Below are 16,926 nucleotides of genomic sequence, written 5' to 3' on the forward strand. Positions count from 1 at the left end.
TTGATTCGCGCAAGTCCCTTCCGTTCCTGGATGCTTTCTGACAGCATCGTCCGCTATCCGGTGATCGAATGCCGGTGATCCATGCGCCGGTGTGCTCTCGAAGTGTCCATCTGTGGCCGATTTGTGCCCGGGTCGGATCGGTGAGCGGGACCGGTTGACGCTACCGGGGACGTAGTCACGGGGGAGGAACTCGATGCTCGGCTTCGTCGTGCGCAGACTGCGCGGGCGACTGCCGCTGGCTGCTGCCGTCCTGCTGACGGTGCTGATCGCCACGGCGGTGCTGACCGCCCTGGTGACCTTCAACAGCGGCGTCGGTCAGGCAGGCCTGCGGCAGGCGCTCCAAGGACCCGGCCATCTCCGGACCACGGTGGTGGTGACCGCCGAACACGGCGCGGACCAGCGGGAGAAGGACGAGGCGGCGCTCGCCGCCTACCGTCAGAAGCTCTTCGGCGAGCTGCCCGTGCGCACCGACAGCCTGCTGCGCAGCCGCTCCTACGGCCTGCCGGTCGCCGGCACAACGGGCACGGCGGGCACGGCCGGCACCGAGGGTACGGCGGCTCGGGCCACCGGGGACAAGGCGGACCTGACGGTCCTCGCCGACGTCGACCGCGGCCGGACCCGACTGGTCGCCGGCGCCTGGCCCGCTGCCGTCGCCGGTCCCGTCCGGTCCGCCGCTCCCCAAGTCGCCGTCCCCCAGGCCGTGCTGCCGCGCCTCGGTCTGACCGGGCAGGCCCTGCCCGCCGACGTACCGCTCGTCGACCGGCTCGACGGCAAGCCGCTGACCGTCCGTGTCACCGGCGTCTACCAGGCGCTCGACCCGTTCGACCCGTACTGGCGGATCGACCCGGTCGGCGGCCACGAGGTCGAGACCGGCGGCTTCACCACCTACGGCCCGATGATGGTCGACCAGAGCGCCTTCAGCACGGGCGGCCTGACCCAGAGCAGCCGCGGCTGGCTGCTCGACGCCGACTTCGCGACCGTCGACCAGGCCACCGCCCAGGCGCTCGGCAACCGCGTCCAGGCCCTGACGGACGACGCACGGAAGACCGCGTCCCTCGGCGTGAACACCGAACTCTCCGACGTCATCAAAGAATTGACGGCCGGAATGGTGGTCGCCCGGTCCACCCTGCTGATCGGCGCCCTGCAGCTGGCCGTGCTCGCCGCGGCCGCCCTGCTGCTCGTCGTCCGCCTGATCGCGGCCCGCCAGGAGCGGGAGAACGAACTGCTCGCCGCCCGCGGCGCCTCCGGGACCCGCCTCGGCGGCTTCACCGCCCTGGAGCTGCTGCTGCTCGCCGCCCCCGCGGCGGTCTTCGCGCCCCTGCTCACCCCGACCCTGGTCCACGTCCTGGGCGGCCTCGGCCGGGCCCACCGGGTGACCCTGGACACCGGCATCGGCTGGACGCTGTGGCCCGTCGCACTGGTCTGCGCCCTCGCCTCCGTGGTGCTGGCCGCCGTGCCGAGCCTGCTGCGCGGCGCCGGAGCCGCCCTGCGCCGCAGGACCGGTCGCCGTCAGGCCCTGGTCTCCGGCGTGGCGCGCAACGGCGGCGACCTCGCCGTGCTGGTGCTGGCCGTCCTCGCCTACCAGCAGCTCGACCAGTACGGGGGCGGGCTGTCCGCCGACTCCTCCGGGGAACTCGGCATCGACCCGCTGCTGGTCGCCACCCCCACCCTCGCGCTCTGCGCGGGCACCTTGATCGTGCTGCGCCTGCTGCCGCTCGCCGCGGTCCTGGGCTCACGGGTGGCCGCGAGGGGGCGCGGCCTCGGCCCGGCCATGGTCGGCTGGCAGCTGGCCCGTCAGCCGGCCCGCGCCAACGGCCCGGTGCTGCTGCTCGTCCTGGCGGTGGCCACCGGCGTGCTCGCCCTCGGCCAGCACGCCACCTGGACCGCCTCCCAGCGCGACCGGGCCTCCTTCGACACGGCGGGTGGCCTGCGCATCTCCGCCGCGAACAGCCCGCTGATGGGCCAGGGCGGCCGCTACGGCGCCCTGCCGGGCGGGGACCGGCTGCTCCAGGTGGTGCGCTGGGAGCAGGCGCTGCCGGGTGGCACCGGGCAGATGCTCGCCACGGACACCACCGCGCTCGCCGACCGCGTCCCGGTCCGCGAGGACCTGCTGGCAGGGAAGACGCGCCAGGAGCTCTTCGCCCCCCTGGCCGCCCCGCCCAGCCCGGCTGCCCCCGCTGCGCCCGCCGCCCCGGTCGCCCCCGCCGCCGAGGGGGCGCAGACCGAGGTCCCGCTGCCCGGCCACCCGCTGCGGATCGACGCCGACCTCTCCATCCGCCAGGAGTTCGACGCACAGCAGGTCGTGATCGGTGGCCGGTCCCTGAGGCAGTCCCCTCCCGAGGTGACGCTCCTGCTGCGGGACCGCTTCGGCTACATCCACAAGGCCCCCTTCGCCGGCCTCCCGATCAGCGGTGACCTGCTCGCCTCGGCCTCGCTGAGCGACCTCACCGGCGCCCCGGCGGGCTCGGCCGCCACCCCGCTCAGCGTGGTCGGGGCGACGGTGAGCTTCAGCGACCGGGCCGCCGGCGAGCTCACCATCCACCGGCTGGCCGTCTCCGACACCGCCGACGGGGCGGCCGCCCCCGTCGCGGTGCCGGCCGGCCTGTCCTGGAAGGCCGCCGCGCTGCCCCGGCCCACGAACGGGAAGCCCACGGCCGTCGTCGCTCCCGGCCCGGCGCAGGACGACCGGCTGCTGAGCGTCAGCTACGTCTTCGCGGACGGCACCGGAGAGTCCCTGCGGACCGTCGTCGGCCCGGCCGGCCCGTCCGTAGCGGCGGCGCCGTCGATCCTGTCCGGCGTCGCCACCCGCGGCTACCTCGCAATGGTCGGCGCCTCGGTCGGCGACACCATCCGGGTGCCGGTCTCCGGCACCACCCTCTCGGTCAAGATCACCGGTGTGGTCGAGGCCGTACCGGTGGCCGGCCGCGACGCGCTGGTCATCGACCTGGCCACCACCGCCCGGCTGCTGGCCGAGGACGGCCGCTCGCTGTCCGGCCGCGCCGAATGGTGGCTGCCCGCCTCCGGCCCCGGCGACCGCACTCCGGCCGAGGCCGCCGCCGCCCTGCGTTCCGCCCCCGGGGGCCAGGACGTCCAGGTCTACGACGAGGCCTCCGAACGCCTCCTCGGCGACCCGGTCGGGGCCGCCCCGCAGAGCGCGCTGATGGCGATCGCGGTCGCCACCGCCGTGCTCGCGGCGATCGGCTTCGGCGCCGCCGTGGCCGGTTCCGCCCGGCAACGCACCCAGGACTCCGCCCTGCTGCTCGCCCTGGGCGCACCCCGCCGGGTGGTGCGACGCGCGACCACGGCCGAGTACGGCCTGCTGATCGGGCTCGCCAGCGTCGTCGGCGTCGTCCTCGGAGCCCTGCTCGTCCACCTGATCGTGCCGTTCATGGTGCTGACCTCCGCCGCCAGGCGGCCGCTGCCCGAGGCAGTGATCCGGTTGCCGGTGGGTCAGGTCCTGCTGCTCACGCTCGCGATCGCCGTTGTCCCGCTGCTGTCGGCCTTCCTGATCGGACGCCGCGGTCGAAACGTGGCCTCCCGGCTGCGCCTCGTGGAGGAGATGTGACCACCAAGGCCGACACCCCCGTGTCCGCGCACCGGAACCAGCGCAACCACCACCGCAACCACCACCGCAACGACCGTCGCAACCACCGGGACGACCACCGCCCCGCACGCTGGGTCCGCACCCGCTTGGGCGCGAACCCGCTCGCAGCCCTGCTCATGGCGGCCCTCGCGTTCGTCACGATCTTCCTGGCGGCGGCCTTCCCCCGGCTGGCCGACCGGGGCGCGGACGCGGCGCTGCGGGATTTCGTGAGCCAGCGCGGCCTCACCGCGACCAGCCTGCAGACCACGTCCAGGCTCAGGCCGGAGGACGCCGGCCCCGTCCTCGACACCGTCCAGAAGGTGCTCCTGGAGCGGGTCGGTGCGAAGCTGCCGCTGGCCGTTGCCGGACAGGCCCACGGTGCCCGCAGCACGGGCTACGGGCCGATGAACAACCCGAACTACACCCGGGTCGGCGACCGCAACCCGCCGGGCCTCTCCCTGGTCTACCTGCAGGGCCTCGCCGACCGGGTGACGCTGGTCGAGGGGGCCTGGCCGGGCGCCGCGGACCCCGGTGCCCCGCTGCCGATCGTGGTGAGCCGGCAGGCCGCCGAGGCCATCGGCATCAAGCTCGGCGACCACGTCGACAACGGTGCCGACGTGACCGGCAAGCCGCTGGTCAGCGTGGTGACCGGCTTCTACCGGGTCAACGACCCGCGCGACCCGTACTGGGAGGACATCGGCTGCCCGGACCGCGCCTGCTTCCAGGCCGGGAACAACGGCAACGACTTCCTGAAGACCACCGGCTTCCTCGACGGCGGGAGCCTGCGCACGCTGGCCACCTGGGGCTGGACGGTCGACGACTTCTGGCGGCTGCCCGTCGACGTCGCCGCGCTGCGCGCGGACCAGCTCGACCGGACCCGCAGCACCCTCAACTCCTTCGTCTCCGGGCCCGACGCCGCGCTCCTCGGTCGGGTGACCGGCCGCGCCGACCTGCACACCTCCGCGCTGCTGAGCTCCATCCTGACCAGCGCGGACACCCGCCTCCAGGCCGCGCGGCCGCTCAGCGGGATCGGCCCCGCCGGGGTCGCCGGCGTCGCCGCGGTGGTGCTGTTCCTGGCCGCCGCGCTCACCACCGACCGGCGCATCGCCGAGATCCGGCTGCTGCGGGCCCGCGGCGGCTCGCTCCTCGGCGTGCTGCGGCGCCTGCTCGGCGAGGGCCTGGTGACGGTCCTGCCCGCCGCCGTGCTCGCGACCGCGCTCGCCCTGGTCCTGCTGCCGACCCCGCGGTGGGGCGACGCGGTGCTCGCGGCCCTCGCCGCGACGCTGCTCGCGCTGCTGGCCTTCCCCGCCCGGGCCGCGCTGCTGTGGTCGCGCGAGCGGGCCGGCGGCGGCCGGCGCCGGCTGGTCGGCGAGCTCGTCGTCCTGGCGGTCACCGTCGCGGCCGTGGTCGAGGTGCGGCGCCGCGGCGTCGGACAGGCCGGCGCCGCTCCAGACCCGCTGCTGGTCGCCGCCCCGCTGCTGCTCGCGGTGACCGGTGGCCTGCTGCTCGCCCGGATCGAGCCGCTGGTGGTCGGCCGGCTGGCGGCGCTGGCCGGCCGCGGCCGTGGTCTGGTCGCCTTCCTGGGTCTGGCCCGGGCCGCCCGGGACTCCTCGGGCCGCCGGAGCCCGTCCGTGCTGCCGCTGCTCGCGCTGCTGATCGCCGTCACCACGACGGGATTCGGCGCCACCGTGCTCGACACGGTGGAGCAGAGCCGGACGCGCGCCGCGCAGGTCATGGCTGGCGGCGACGTCTCCGTCACCATCCCCGCGTACGGGAAGCTCTCGGAGGAGTTCACCAAGGCGGCCGGCGAGTTGCCGGGCACCCGCGCCGCGACCGCGGCGTGGGTGGAGCCGAAGGCCACCTTCATCGGCGGCGACCAGGACTACACCCGGGCCTCCCTGGTGGTCGTCGAGCCGAAGGCGTACGCCGAGATCGCCCGCACGCTCGGGATCGGCGAGTTCGACCCGGCGAAGCTCGCGGGCACTCCCGGCGGCCCGGACACCCCGCTGCCCGCACTGTTCAGCAGCGACCTGGTCAAGCGGCTGAGCACCGGCGCCGCCAAGGTGCGCACGCCCAACGGCAACGAGCTGCGCACCAGCGTCGCCGGGATCGTCGACGCCACCCCGGCGCTGCCGGACCCGGGCCTGCCGTTCGTCGTGGTGGCCGCCGGGCCCGCGGCCGAACGCCTGCCGGAGAAGGTGCAGGTGAACAGCTGGTTCGCGGTCGGCGACCTCGACCCCGAGCAGGTCAGGACGACCCTGCGGGAGAAGGGCCTGACCCAGCCGACCGGCCTCGCCAAGCGGCTCGCGGACGAGGCCGCGGCCGGCGGCCGGGGCACCCACGGGCTGCCCGCCGGGTACAACGTGCGCAGCAGCCGGGAAACCTCGGCCGCGCTCGCCGACGACCCGCTGCAGCACGCCGCCGGACGGCTGTTCTGGTACGCGGCCGCGGCCGGCGCCGGATTCGCCGTGCTGGCCGTCCTGCTGACGCTGTTCCGGGCCGCGCCCGAGCGCACGGCCGTGCTCGCCCGGCTGCGGACCATGGGCCTGCGCCCCCGGCAGGGGCTGGCGCTGATCGTCGCCGAGGCGATGCCGCAGGCCCTGGCGGCAGCCGTCGGAGGCGGCCTGGTCGCCACGGCGGCCGTCGGACTGCTCGGTTCGGCCTTCGACATCTCCACCCTGGTCGGCGCCAGGGTCGGCGACGTGCTCGCCCCGGCGCTGCTGCCGGTGCTGCTGCCCACGGCGGGCCTGGCCCTGCTGGTCGGCCTCGTCGTGGTGCTGGAGACACTCATCGCCGGCCGGCGCCAGATCGCCACCGAACTGCGCGCGGGGGAGCGGCAATGACGCGGAAGCCGGGTGCAGGAGCCGGGCGGGCCGTGGCGGTGCCGTGGCGGCGGGGAGCGGTGGGAGCAGCGGGATGAGGCAGCGCCGGACGAGGCAGTGCGGGACGAAGCAGACAGTCGAGACAGGAGACGAGCGGTGAACAGCACCCCCCAGGGGCAGACGGTCGTCGAGGCCCCCAGCCTGCAGGAACTCCGGCAGCGGGCGCTCGCGGCCGCCGCGCCCAAGGCGTACGGCGAGGGCGCGGCCATCGTCTGTGACCGGCTGGTCCGGATCTTCAGCGCCGAGGGCGTCGAGGTCCAGGCCCTCCAGGGGCTGGAACTGACCATCCAGCAGGGCGACCTGGTCGCCCTGGTCGGAGCCTCCGGCAGCGGCAAGTCCACCCTGCTCACCATCCTCGCCGGGCTGGACGTGCCGACCGCCGGCACGGCCACCGTGGCCGGCTGCGACCTGCTGGAGATGTCCGCCAGGGAGCGGCTGCGCTACCGCCGTGAGGTGGTCGGCTTCATCTGGCAGCAGACGGCCCGCAACCTGCTGCCCTTCCTCACCGCCGCCGAGAACATCGCCCTGCCGATGCAGTTGCGCGGCCGCCGGTCGAGCACCGGCGGGGCGAAGCGGCAGGCGGCCCGGGTGGCCGAGTTGATGGAGGCGCTGGAGATCGGCGCGCTCGCCCACCGGCGCCCGGACGAGCTCTCCGGCGGTCAGCAGCAGCGGGTGGCGATCGCGGTGGCGATGGCCAACAACCCGCCGGTGCTGCTCGCGGACGAGCCCACCGGCGAGCTGGACTCCGAGACCGCGGGAGTGATCTTCGAGTCCTTCCGCACCGTCAACCGGGAACTCGGCGCGACGGTCGTCATCGTCACCCACGACCCGATGGTCGCCGGCGAGGTGCGCCGCACGGTCGCCATCCGGGACGGGCGGACCAGCAGCGAGGTGTTGCGCCGTACCGTCACGGACGAGCACGGCGAGGAGTCGGTCAACGAGCGCGAGTACGTGATGCTGGACCGCACCGGGCGGGTGCAGTTGCCGGTGAAGTTCCTGGAGGCGCTCGGCATGGAGCACCGGGTGGCGGTCGACCTCGCGGCCGACCACATCGAGGTCCGGCCGGACGACATCGCCGGGCACTGAGCCGGCTCGGGAGGCCTGGGCGGCGCGAGTGGTGCGGGCGGAGCGGCTGGTGCAGCGTCAGCTGTCGCCGCCGCCCATCCGCTGGAAGAGGCCGCTGCCCTCGGCGTCCGTCCGCAGGTCGGGCGGCGGCTCCTCCCGCGCGGCGCGCTCGCCGCGGGCGGTGGCGGTGCAGAGGGCGAAGACGAGCAGGGCACTGGCCGCCACGGCGAGGATGCCCAGTGCGGTCAGGACGCGTAGCCAGGTCAAGGTAGTGCCTCCTGGGGACGGTGCGGGGTACCTCGCCGCGGGATGTATCGGCAGGTCGGCCCGCACGGTCGAGTGCCCACGGACGGTTCTTCCCGCCGGGGGCCGCGCGAGAGGTCGCCCGCATGGGCGCTCGAAGCACTGGCAGGGCGCGTCACACCCCGTCGCGCGCCCCTGCGACGGCGGGGGCCCGCCCGGTCCCGCCGTCGGTCCGCCCGGCCTCGGCGGCGGCCACCAGGGCGCGCAGTACGGCGACGTCCGGCTTCCCGAGGCCGGTCAGCGGGATCGCGGGCAGCAGGAGGACCGTGTCCGGGGTGCACCGGGCGTGCCCGTGTTCCCGGCTCCAGCGCCGTAGCTGCTCCGCGGTCGTCCGGGAGCCGGGGGCCAGGGCCACCGCGGCGTGCACCCGCTCCAGCCGGTCCGGGTCGGCGGTCGTGAACATCACCGCCTCGCGGACGTCCGGGTGGGTGCGCAGTGGCTCCTCGATCTCGCGGGGGAACACATTGTGCCCCTCGACGATCGCCATCGGATCCCGCCGGCCCGCCACCGTGAGGTAGCCGGCCGCGTCCAGGCTGCCCAGGTCGCCGGTGTCCAGCCAGCCGTCCCGCAGCACCCGCGCGGTCAGCTCCGGATCGCGCCAGTACCCGGCCATCGCCGTCGGCGTGCGGACCCAGAGCTCCCCGGTCCGGCCCGGCGGCAGCTCCGTGCCGTCCCCGTCCAGGACGCGCACCCCGGTGTCCGGGTACGGGCGGCCCGCGGTGGTCAGCAGCCGCGGGTCCAGGTGCTCGTCCGGGCTCAGCCGGGCGACCGGCCCGCACTCCGTCAGGCTGTACGTCTGGTGCAGCACCCGGCCCAGCCGGCGGGTCGCCTCGGCCAGCCGGCGGGGCGAGGGAGGGCAGCCGGTGTAGCCGACGCGGCGCAGGCTGCCGGTGTCCGTCGCCGACAGCAGCGGATGGTCCAGCAGCCGGTAGAGCAGGTGCGGCGGCAGGTACGTCCGGGTCACCCGGTACCGCTCGACCGCCGCCAGCACGGCCCCCGCGTCGAACCCGTCCTGCAGCACCACCGTGCCGCCCGCCGCCAGCGCCAGGTCCGCCGAGCTCCCGCCGCCGTGGCAGAGCGGGGTGCACAGCAGGAACGTCGAGGCGGACAGCAGCGCCGGGCGCGGCGGCCGGGCGAACCGGCGCAGCACGCCCTTCGGCCGTCCGGTGGTGCCGCCGGTGAACCGCACCGCCATCACGTCCTCGGGCCGGTACTGCGGTTCGAAGGCGGCGGGGGAGCAGTCGGCGGCGGCCTCCAGGAGGTCCGTGCCGAGCCCGAACGGCGCCGGGCCGAGGGCGAACAGGACGGCCCCGGGCAGGGCGTGCGCGATCCCGGCCGCCGCGGCCGAGCAGCGCCGGGGGTCGAAGACCAGCGCATCCGTCCCGGCGAAATCCGTCAGCGCCACCTGCTCCGCCGGCGGTGCGTCCGGGTACGGCATCGCCACCCGGCAGCCCAGCAGGTTCGCGGCCAGGCGCACCAGCAGTGCCTCCGGCCGGTTCCCGGCCAGCACCGTCACCCCGTCCCCGCGCCCCAGCCCGGCCCGCTCCAGCGCCCGGGCCAGCCGGTGCACCGCGTCCAGGCAGTCCTGCCCGGTCAGCGCGTCGCTCCCGGAGCGGATCGCCACTCGCCCCGGATCCCGGGCCAGCCCCTCCAGCACCAGCCCGGTGTACGTCGGACCCGCTCCAGCCATGGCCTGCCTCCTGTTTGACGGTGCGTCAGCCTAGTGGACGGGTTCCCCTGGGGTGCACGGCGGTGCGCCGCCGCCCCACGCGCACCGGCGGTCACGAGGCGGCAGCCGGTGGTCAGCAGCGGTCGGCAGCAGTCATCGGCGGTCGCCGGCCGTCGGCGAGCGCGCGGCCGGGCGTTGTTGTTAGGGTTCCCGCTCGGACGTGAACGGGGGGCCGGTGGGCAGCAGCGTGGATGCGGTGGTGGCGCCGCGCGGGGTGGTCGACCTGCGGGGCGAGGCCGGGGCGGAGTTCGTGGCGGCGTACCCGGCGGACGCCGTGGTGGTGGTGTCCGGGCTGCCCGGCGCCGGGAAGAGCACCCTGTTGCGCCGCTGGTCCGGGGCGGCGCGGGTGCGCACCGTCGACCCGCGCACGGTGCACGAGGCCTGCGAGGCGGTGATGCCGGCCGCCCTGCCGTACGCGGTCTACCGGCCGTGGGCGCGGCTGGAGCACTTCCGGCTGCTGCGCTCCTCGGTGCGGCGCGGCGGGCCGCTGCTGGTGCACGACTGCGGCAGCCGCGCCTGGATGCGGCGCTGGCTGGCCCGCGAGGCGGCCCGCCGGGGCCGCGAACTGCACCTGGTGCTGCTGGACGTCGGCGCCGCCACCGCGCTCGACGGCCAGCGGGCCCGCGGACGGCACGCCAAGGCCCGGGTGTTCGCCCGCCACCGCCGGGGCCTGGAGCGGCTGTTGGCCGCCTTCACCCGGCACGTGCGGTCCGGCGGGCCGCTGCCGACGCCCGAGGCCTCGTCCGTGCTGCTGCTGGACGCCGTCTCCCGCTCCCGCGCCCGGTCGGTGGAGTTCGGCGCCGAAAACGCGACGCGCTGACCGACCGGCAGGGGCCGGCACACACCGGAGGGGTCCGCGTGATCACCACAACACCCCGCGGCCGCGCCCGCGCTGACAGACTGGAGGCAGCAGAGTCCGTCACGGAGAGAGGTCACACCCCGCATGCCCAGCAGCGCTGCCGTCGACAGCCCGTGGTTCCGCCGGTTCAACCCGTCCGACTCCGCGCCCGCCCGGGTCGTGATCTTCCCGCACGCCGGCGGCTCCGCCAGCTACTACCTGGAGTACGCCAACGCGCTGGCCCCGTACGCCGATGTGCTCACCGTCCAGTACCCGGGCCGGCAGAACCGGTTCCTGGAGCAGCCGATCAGCTCGGTGGCGGGCCTCGCCGACGAGCTCTACCGGGAGCTGCAGGACTGGACGGACCGTCCGCTGACCTTCTTCGGCCACAGCATGGGCTCGGCCGTCGCCTTCGAGACGGTCCGGCGCTTCGAACGCGACGAGGTGAAGGGGCCCGAGCGGCTTCTCGTCTCGGCCGGCCGCGCGCCCTCGCTGACCCGGGACAGCTCGGTGCACAAGCTGCCGGACGACGAGCTGCTGGCGGAGGTCGTCAGCCTGGGCGGCACGGACGAGCGGATCCTCACCGTCGACGGGCTGCGCGAGCTGGTGCTGCCCGCCCTGCGGGCCGACTACACGGCCATCGAGACGTACGGCTGCACACCGGACGCGACCGTGTCGGTGCCGATCACCGGCCTGGTCGGGGACGCCGACCCGAACGCCACCGTCGAGCAGGTCGCCCAGTGGGAGCGGCACACCACCGGCGACTTCGACCTGCAGGTCTTCCCCGGCGGGCACTTCTACCTGGCGGACCGCACCGAGGAGGTCGTCCGGGCGCTCACCGCCCACCTGCCCGGCTGAGCCCCGCCCGGCCCGCACCGGCCTACCCCCTCCGACGGCCTGTCCGACGGCCCGTTCGGTGTCCGTACCGGTGACCGCGCCCCGCCCGCTGGGCTACTGTCCTGCATGACCGGGGCCGTGTATGACGGGCCGTCAACAGAGCATCGGGAGGCAGCATTGCGCCGGATCGCCGTCGTCGGAGCGGGCCAGGCCGGTCTGCAGCTCGCGCTCGGGCTGCAGGCGGACGGGTACGAGGTGACGCTGGTCGCCGAGCGCACCCCGGAGCAGGTGCGCGGCGGGCGGGTGCTGTCCACCCAGGCGATGTTCGGCCCGGCGCTGCGGATCGAGGCGGCGGCCGGGCTGGACCTCTGGGCGGACCGGGCCCCGGCGGTCTCCTCGGTCGAGGCCGTACTGGCGGCGCCGCCGGCCGTGCGGGCGCTGGAATTCACCATGACGCTCGACGAGCCCGCCCAGTCGGTCGACCAGCGGCTCAAGCTGGCTGGCTGGCTGGAACTGCTGGCCGAGCGCGGCGCCCGGGTCGAGTACCGCTCGCTGGACCGGGACGGCCTGTACGAGCTGGCCCGCCGGCACGAGCTGACCGTGGTCGCCGCCGGGCGCGGCGGACCGGACGGGGTCTTCGCCCGCGACCCTGGCCGCTCGCCGTTCGACCGGCCGCAGCGGGCGCTGTCCTGCCTGTACGCGCACGGTGTCGGGTCGCCCGACCCGGCCGCCGAGCCCCGGGCGCGGATGCACGCCCTGCCCGGCCTCGGCGAGCTGTACCTGCAGCCGGCCCTCACGCTCTCCGGCCCCTGCGCGATCCTGCTCTGGGAGGCGGTGCCCGGCAGCCCGCTGGACGTGTTCGGCGATGCCCCGCCGCCGGACGTCCAACTGGCCCGGATCCGCGCACTGTTGGGCGAGTACCTGCCCTGGGAGGCGGAGTTCTGGGCGCAGGCCGAGCCGACCGACGCGGGGGCCGGGCTCTTCGGGGCGGTCACCCCGACCGTCCGGCGCACGGTGGCCGAGCTGGGCTCCGGCGTGGACACCGTCCACGTCCTGGGCCTCGGCGACACGGTGGTGGTGAACGATCCGATCACCGGGCAGGGCGCCAACAGCGCCGCCCGCGCGGCCGACGCCTACCGGCGGGCCGTCGTCGAGCACGGCGACGCCCCGTTCACGGCCGACTGGATGTGCCGCACCGCGGAACGGTTCTGGCAGCAGCACGCCCGCCACACCGTCGAGTTCACCACCTCGATGCTGACCATGCCGGACCACCTGCAGGGCGTCTTCGCGGCCGCCGCCGAGCACGAGGAGGTCGCCCGCCGCCTCGCCAACACCTACGCCGAACCGAGCGACCACGCCGCCTGGCTGGCCACCCCCGAGCTGACCGCCGCCTACCTCGCCTCGGTGGCCGCCCCGCGGTAAGGGGTTTCTTGCCGGGGCCCGACCGGGCCCCCGGGAGCGCCCTCCGGGGGGCCGAGCCCGGCCGCACTTGCCCCCGGCCCGTCCGCGGGACGAGGCTGGAAGGAAGACGACAACGGGTGCGGGAGGCGTCGCCCGTGGACGGACGCGAGCCCGCGGACCGGTCCGGCAGCGGTTACCGGAGCGTGCCGCACACGGCGGACCTGCGGGTGGAAGCCTGGGCGCCGACGGCCGAGGGCTGCATCGGCGAGCTGGTGCGTGCCGTGGTCGACAGCTTCGCCGACCTGAGCGGCGCGCGGATCGTCGGCGAGCGCGGCTGCACCGTCGTCGCGGTGAGCGACACGGACCTGCTGGTGGGCGTCCTGGAGGAGGTCATCTACCGGATGGACGCCGACGGCCAACTGCCGGTCGCGATGGCGATCGGCCGGATCGAGGGGCTGGACGGCGCCCGGACGGTGGCGGTCCGCTTCCGGATGGCCGACGCCGCCACCGCCGCCCTGGTCGGCGCCGTCCCGAAGGCCGTCTCGCTGCACGACCTGGACCTGCGGGCCGGGCCGGACGGCTGGACGTGCCGGGTCACCGTGGACGTCTGAGCAGACGAACGAACAGCCACGAATACCACGAGCACACGAACGGGGCGGGCGAGGTGAGCGAGGTGGAGATCGCACTGACCGAGGCCGGCCGCCACCGCTGGCGGATCGAGCCGCGCCCGCCGATGCGGGTGCCCGGCGTGGTGTTCGCCAGCAGTGCGCTGCTGCCCCAGGCCGTCGGGGACAAGGCGCTGGAGCAGGTGGCGAACGTGGCGACACTGCCCGGGATCGTCCGCGCCTCCTACGCGATGCCCGACGTGCACTGGGGCTACGGCTTCCCGATCGGCGGGGTCGCCGCCACCGACGTCGACCGGGGCGGGGTGGTCTCGCCCGGGGGCGTCGGCTTCGACATCTCCTGCGGAGTCCGCCTGCTCGCCGCCGGCGTCCAGCGCGACGAACTCGACCCCGAGCGGATCCGCCGCCTGATGGACCTGCTGGACAGGACCGTCCCGCGCGGCCTGGGCCGCGGCGGCCTGTGGCAGCTGTCCGGACCGGAGGAGCTGGACGACCTCCTGCTCGGCGGCGCGCGCTACGCCGTCGAGCACGGCCACGGCGTCCCGCGCGACCTGGAGCGCTGCGAGGACCGCGGGGTGCTGGAGGGCGCGGCCCCCGGCGAGGTGAGCACCCGGGCCGTCGAACGGGGACTGCAGCAGGTCGGCAGCCTCGGCTCGGCCAACCACTTCCTGGAGGTGCAGGCCGTCGACCGGGTCCACGACGAACGGACCGCGGCCGCGTTCGGCCTGCGGCCCGGCCAGGTCTGCGTCATGATCCACTGCGGTTCGCGCGGCCTCGGCCACCAGATCTGCACCGACCACGTCCGCGCCATGGACCGCGAACTGCACCGCTACCGGATCGACCTCCCGGACCGCCAACTCGCCTGCACCCCGGTCGACTCCGCGCGCGGCCGCGCCTACCTCGGCGCGATGACCGCCGCCGCCAACTACGGCCGGGCCAACCGCCAACTGCTCTCCGAGGCCGCCCGCCGCGCCTTCGCGACCGCGCTCGGCATCGGCCTGGAACTGGTCTACGACGTCTCGCACAACCTCGCCAAGCTGGAGACCCACGAGGTGGACGGCGTGCCCCGGACGCTCTGCGTCCACCGCAAGGGCGCCACCCGCGCCCTGCCGCCCGGCGACCCCGACCTGCCCGACGACCTGGCCGCGGCCGGGCAGCCGGTGCTGGTCCCGGGCACGATGGGCACCGCCTCGTACGTCATGGTCGGCCTGCCCGGCAACGAGGCCTTCCGCTCCGCCTGCCACGGCGCCGGGCGGGTGCTGAGCCGGCACCAGGCGCTGCGCACGGTGCGCGGCGAACGCCTCAAGAGCGACCTGGAGGCGCGCGGCATAGCCGTCCGCCCCGCCTCGTGGCGGGCCCTGGCCGAGGAGACGCCCGAGGCGTACAAGGACGTCGACGCGGTGGCCGCCGTCACCGAGGCCGCCGGGCTGGCCCGGCAGGTCGCCCGCCTGGTGCCGCTGGGCGTCTGCAAGGGCTGAGCGGCCGCCCGGCCCGGACCTGTCCCTCCCGCCGGAAACCGACCCGGCCGCGTCCCTCGACTCGCCCGGCCGGCCGCGCTTTGATGTCGGACGCGCCGTACGCATCCGCCGCAGCACGCCCATTCACGCATTCGCACGTACGCCCATGCGCACGTACGCCCGTACCAAGCACCAGGAGCAGGAGGTGGTCATGCCCGGGAACGGCGACCCCCACGGGCCGGAGGACGGCACCGGCCCGGTGATCGAGCTGCGCTCGCTCACCAAGCGCTACGGCGACACGGTCGGCATCGAGCAGCTGGACGTGTCCGTCGCGGCCGGGGAGGTGTTCGGCCTGCTCGGCCCCAACGGCGCCGGAAAGACCACCACCCTGCGCTGCCTGGTCGGCCTGCTCAGCCCCAGCGACGGACAGGTCCGGGTGCTCGGCCTGGACCCGGTGGCCGACCACCGCCGGCTCGCCCCCTCGATCGGCTACCTGCCGGGGGAACTGCGCCTCTACCCCGAACTCACCGGTCAGCAGACCCTCGACCTGCTCGCCGCCCTCCAGGGCGCCCCAGTCCCGCGCCAACGCGAACTGTGCGAGCGGCTGACCCTCTCCCGGGCCGACCTGGCCCGCCCGGTGGGGGAGTACTCGCGCGGCATGAAGCAGAAGCTCGGGCTCGTCCAGTCGCTCCAGCACCGGCCGCCCGTGGTGGTGCTGGACGAGCCGAGCGAGGGGCTGGACCCGCTGGTCCAGGAGACCTTCTACGAACTGCTCGCCGAGGAGACCGCGGCCGGGCGGACCGTCCTGCTCTCCAGCCACGTGCTGCCCGAGGTGCAGCGGACCTGCGGCCGGGTCGCCATCGTGCGCCACGGCCGGCTGGTGACCGTCCGCTCGGTGGCCGAACTGCGCCAGGCTCGGGCCCGCCGGGTCCGGCTGCTCTTCGCCGACGGGCTGGGCGCCCGCCCGCTCGGCGCCGCCGAACGGTGGTCCCCGCGCTGGGACGGCCCCCGGGTCGAGCTGCTGGTGCCGCCGGACGAGGTGGTCCCGGCCGTCCGCACCCTGCTGGCCCAACTGCCGGTGGCCGACCTGACCGTGGAGGAGGCCGGACTGGACGAGGCCTTCCTCGACCTCTACCGCTCGAACGACGACCGGCTGCCGACGGAGCTTCCCCTCCCGACGGAGGATCGCCGACCGGATACCGCCACCGAGGAGCGCCCGTGACCCCGAGCACCGTCAGCCGCCGCCTCCCACTGGTCTGGCTCGCCCTGCACCGGCGCCGCCGGATGCTGCTCTCCCTGCTGCTGGGCGTGGTCGTCTTCGAGACCCTGATCGTGGTGATCGCCGGAACCGTCCCGCCCGGCGACCTGTTCGGCGCCGCCCGCCGCAACCCGCCCGGCGCGTTCCGGGCGTTCAGCGGCTCCAACGGCGACGTCTCCATCGCCAGCTACCCCGGCCTGCTCGGCGCCGGGCTCACCCACCCGTTCTGGATCGCCCTCCAGCTCACCGTCATCGGCTCGCTCGGTGCCGCCGCCGTCGCCTCCGACGTCGAGTCCGGCACCATCGAGCTGCTGATGACCCGCCCGGTCTCCCGGCGCCGACTGCTCGCCGAACGGGCCGGTGCCCTGATCGCGGCCTCGGTGGCGCTCAACGCCGCCGCCACCCTCACCGTCGCGCTCGGCGTCGCCTTCTCGCCGAAGCTGCGCGAGGCAGTCCCGGAGAGCGCGGTGTTCACCGCCGGCCTGCTCGGCTGCGCCCTCGCGTTCTGCCTGACCGGGCCGGTGCTGGCGGTGTCCGCCGTCAGCCGGCGGCGGGCGTACGTGGTCGGCGCGGCCGTCGTCTTCGGCGCGGTCGGCTTCGCGCTCAACTTCGTGGCCCTGGCGTGGTCCCCGGCCCGGCCGCTGCGCTACCTCAGCCCGTTCCACTACTACGCCCCGGGCGACGTGCTCGGCCACGGCGGTGTGCCGTGGGCGGCGCTGGGCGTCCTGACCGGCGTCGGGCTGCTCGGCCTGCTGGCGGCGTTCCGGTTCCTGGACCGCCGCGACCTGGCGATCTAGCCGTACGGCACCGTGCCCGCGTCGCGGACCCGGCAAAGACCCGAGACACCCGCCGGCGGCCGTGGCAGGGGCCGCCCGGGACCGGTCAGGAGCAGGCCCCGTCCCCGGTCGCGCAGCCCGCGCGGGCGCGGACGGGGCCTGCCGCCGTGCCGC

At 75.6% G+C, this 16,926-nt stretch carries 12 protein-coding genes; 10 read left to right on the forward strand and 2 right to left on the reverse strand.

Annotated elements, in window-relative coordinates; translation table 11 throughout:
• Window positions 1-193: 193 nt before the first annotated feature.
• The 3 genes from BX285_RS21110 (at window position 194) to BX285_RS21120 (ending at window position 7,551) form a co-directional block, all read left to right on the forward strand.
• The gene (locus BX285_RS21110) at window positions 194-3,565 is read left to right on the forward strand and encodes an FtsX-like permease family protein (RefSeq protein WP_121176406.1); all 3,372 of its coding nucleotides are present in this window, start codon (window positions 194-196) and stop codon (window positions 3,563-3,565) included.
• Window positions 3,562-6,426 (forward strand): hypothetical protein, encoded by a 2,865-nt coding sequence (locus BX285_RS21115; protein ID WP_121176409.1) that lies wholly within the window; start codon window positions 3,562-3,564, stop codon window positions 6,424-6,426. Before BX285_RS21110 ends, BX285_RS21115 begins: the two co-directional genes overlap by 4 nt.
• A 135-nt stretch (window positions 6,427-6,561) precedes the next feature.
• The gene (locus BX285_RS21120; RefSeq protein WP_097239415.1) at window positions 6,562-7,551 is read left to right on the forward strand and encodes an ABC transporter ATP-binding protein; all 990 of its coding nucleotides are present in this window, start codon (window positions 6,562-6,564) and stop codon (window positions 7,549-7,551) included.
• 57 nt (window positions 7,552-7,608) lie between these two features.
• Here BX285_RS21120 and BX285_RS21125 read toward each other — a convergent pair whose 3' ends face one another.
• Window positions 7,609-7,797 carry a hypothetical protein gene (locus BX285_RS21125; RefSeq protein ID WP_121176412.1) on the reverse strand — a complete coding sequence of 63 codons (189 nt, stop codon included), beginning with the start codon at window positions 7,795-7,797 and terminating at the stop codon, window positions 7,609-7,611.
• A gap of 151 nt (window positions 7,798-7,948) precedes the next feature.
• A complete protein-coding gene (locus BX285_RS21130; RefSeq protein ID WP_121176414.1) occupies window positions 7,949-9,523 on the reverse strand; it encodes an AMP-binding protein in 1,575 nt (524 codons plus the stop codon).
• Window positions 9,524-9,737: 214 nt separating this feature from the next.
• Between BX285_RS21130 and BX285_RS21135 the strand changes: the two genes are divergently transcribed.
• The 7 genes from BX285_RS21135 to BX285_RS21165 all read left to right on the forward strand — a co-directional run bounded on the left by BX285_RS21135 (window position 9,738) and on the right by BX285_RS21165 (window position 16,773).
• Window positions 9,738-10,382, forward strand: coding sequence for an ATP-binding protein (locus BX285_RS21135; RefSeq protein WP_259470614.1), 645 nt, complete (start codon window positions 9,738-9,740; stop codon window positions 10,380-10,382).
• Between the two features lie 123 nt (window positions 10,383-10,505).
• The gene (locus tag BX285_RS21140) at window positions 10,506-11,258 is read left to right on the forward strand and encodes a thioesterase II family protein (protein WP_121176419.1); all 753 of its coding nucleotides are present in this window, start codon (window positions 10,506-10,508) and stop codon (window positions 11,256-11,258) included.
• A gap of 156 nt (window positions 11,259-11,414) precedes the next feature.
• Window positions 11,415-12,659, forward strand: coding sequence for a styrene monooxygenase/indole monooxygenase family protein (locus tag BX285_RS21145; protein WP_121176422.1), 1,245 nt, complete (start codon window positions 11,415-11,417; stop codon window positions 12,657-12,659).
• A gap of 134 nt (window positions 12,660-12,793) precedes the next feature.
• Window positions 12,794-13,249 carry an archease gene (locus BX285_RS21150; protein WP_097240478.1) on the forward strand — a complete coding sequence of 152 codons (456 nt, stop codon included), beginning with the start codon at window positions 12,794-12,796 and terminating at the stop codon, window positions 13,247-13,249.
• 62 nt (window positions 13,250-13,311) lie between these two features.
• Complete coding sequence (locus tag BX285_RS21155; RefSeq protein ID WP_306458901.1) at window positions 13,312-14,739, forward strand: RtcB family protein; 1,428 nt, start codon at window positions 13,312-13,314, stop codon at window positions 14,737-14,739.
• A gap of 145 nt (window positions 14,740-14,884) precedes the next feature.
• On the forward strand, window positions 14,885-15,940 hold the full coding sequence (locus tag BX285_RS21160) for an ABC transporter ATP-binding protein (RefSeq protein ID WP_121176424.1): 1,056 nt from the start codon (window positions 14,885-14,887) through the stop codon (window positions 15,938-15,940).
• The gene (locus tag BX285_RS21165) at window positions 15,937-16,773 is read left to right on the forward strand and encodes an ABC transporter permease (RefSeq protein ID WP_097239421.1); all 837 of its coding nucleotides are present in this window, start codon (window positions 15,937-15,939) and stop codon (window positions 16,771-16,773) included. The genes BX285_RS21160 and BX285_RS21165 overlap by 4 nt, the downstream gene beginning before the upstream one ends.
• Window positions 16,774-16,926 lie beyond the last annotated feature (153 nt).

It is taken from the genome of Streptomyces sp. 1114.5 (assembly GCF_003635085.1).
Classification (GTDB): Bacteria; Actinomycetota; Actinomycetes; order Streptomycetales; family Streptomycetaceae; genus Kitasatospora.

Coding starts and splice junctions, on each gene's coding strand:
- BX285_RS21110 (WP_121176406.1), top strand. CDS start 194: ATGCTCGGCTTCGTCGTGCGCAGACTGCGCGGGCGACTGCCGCTGGCT.
- BX285_RS21130 (WP_121176414.1), bottom strand. CDS start 9,523: ATGGCTGGAGCGGGTCCGACGTACACCGGGCTGGTGCTGGAGGGGCTG.
- BX285_RS21160 (WP_121176424.1), top strand. CDS start 14,885: ATGCGCACGTACGCCCGTACCAAGCACCAGGAGCAGGAGGTGGTCATG.
- BX285_RS21140 (WP_121176419.1), top strand. CDS start 10,506: ATGCCCAGCAGCGCTGCCGTCGACAGCCCGTGGTTCCGCCGGTTCAAC.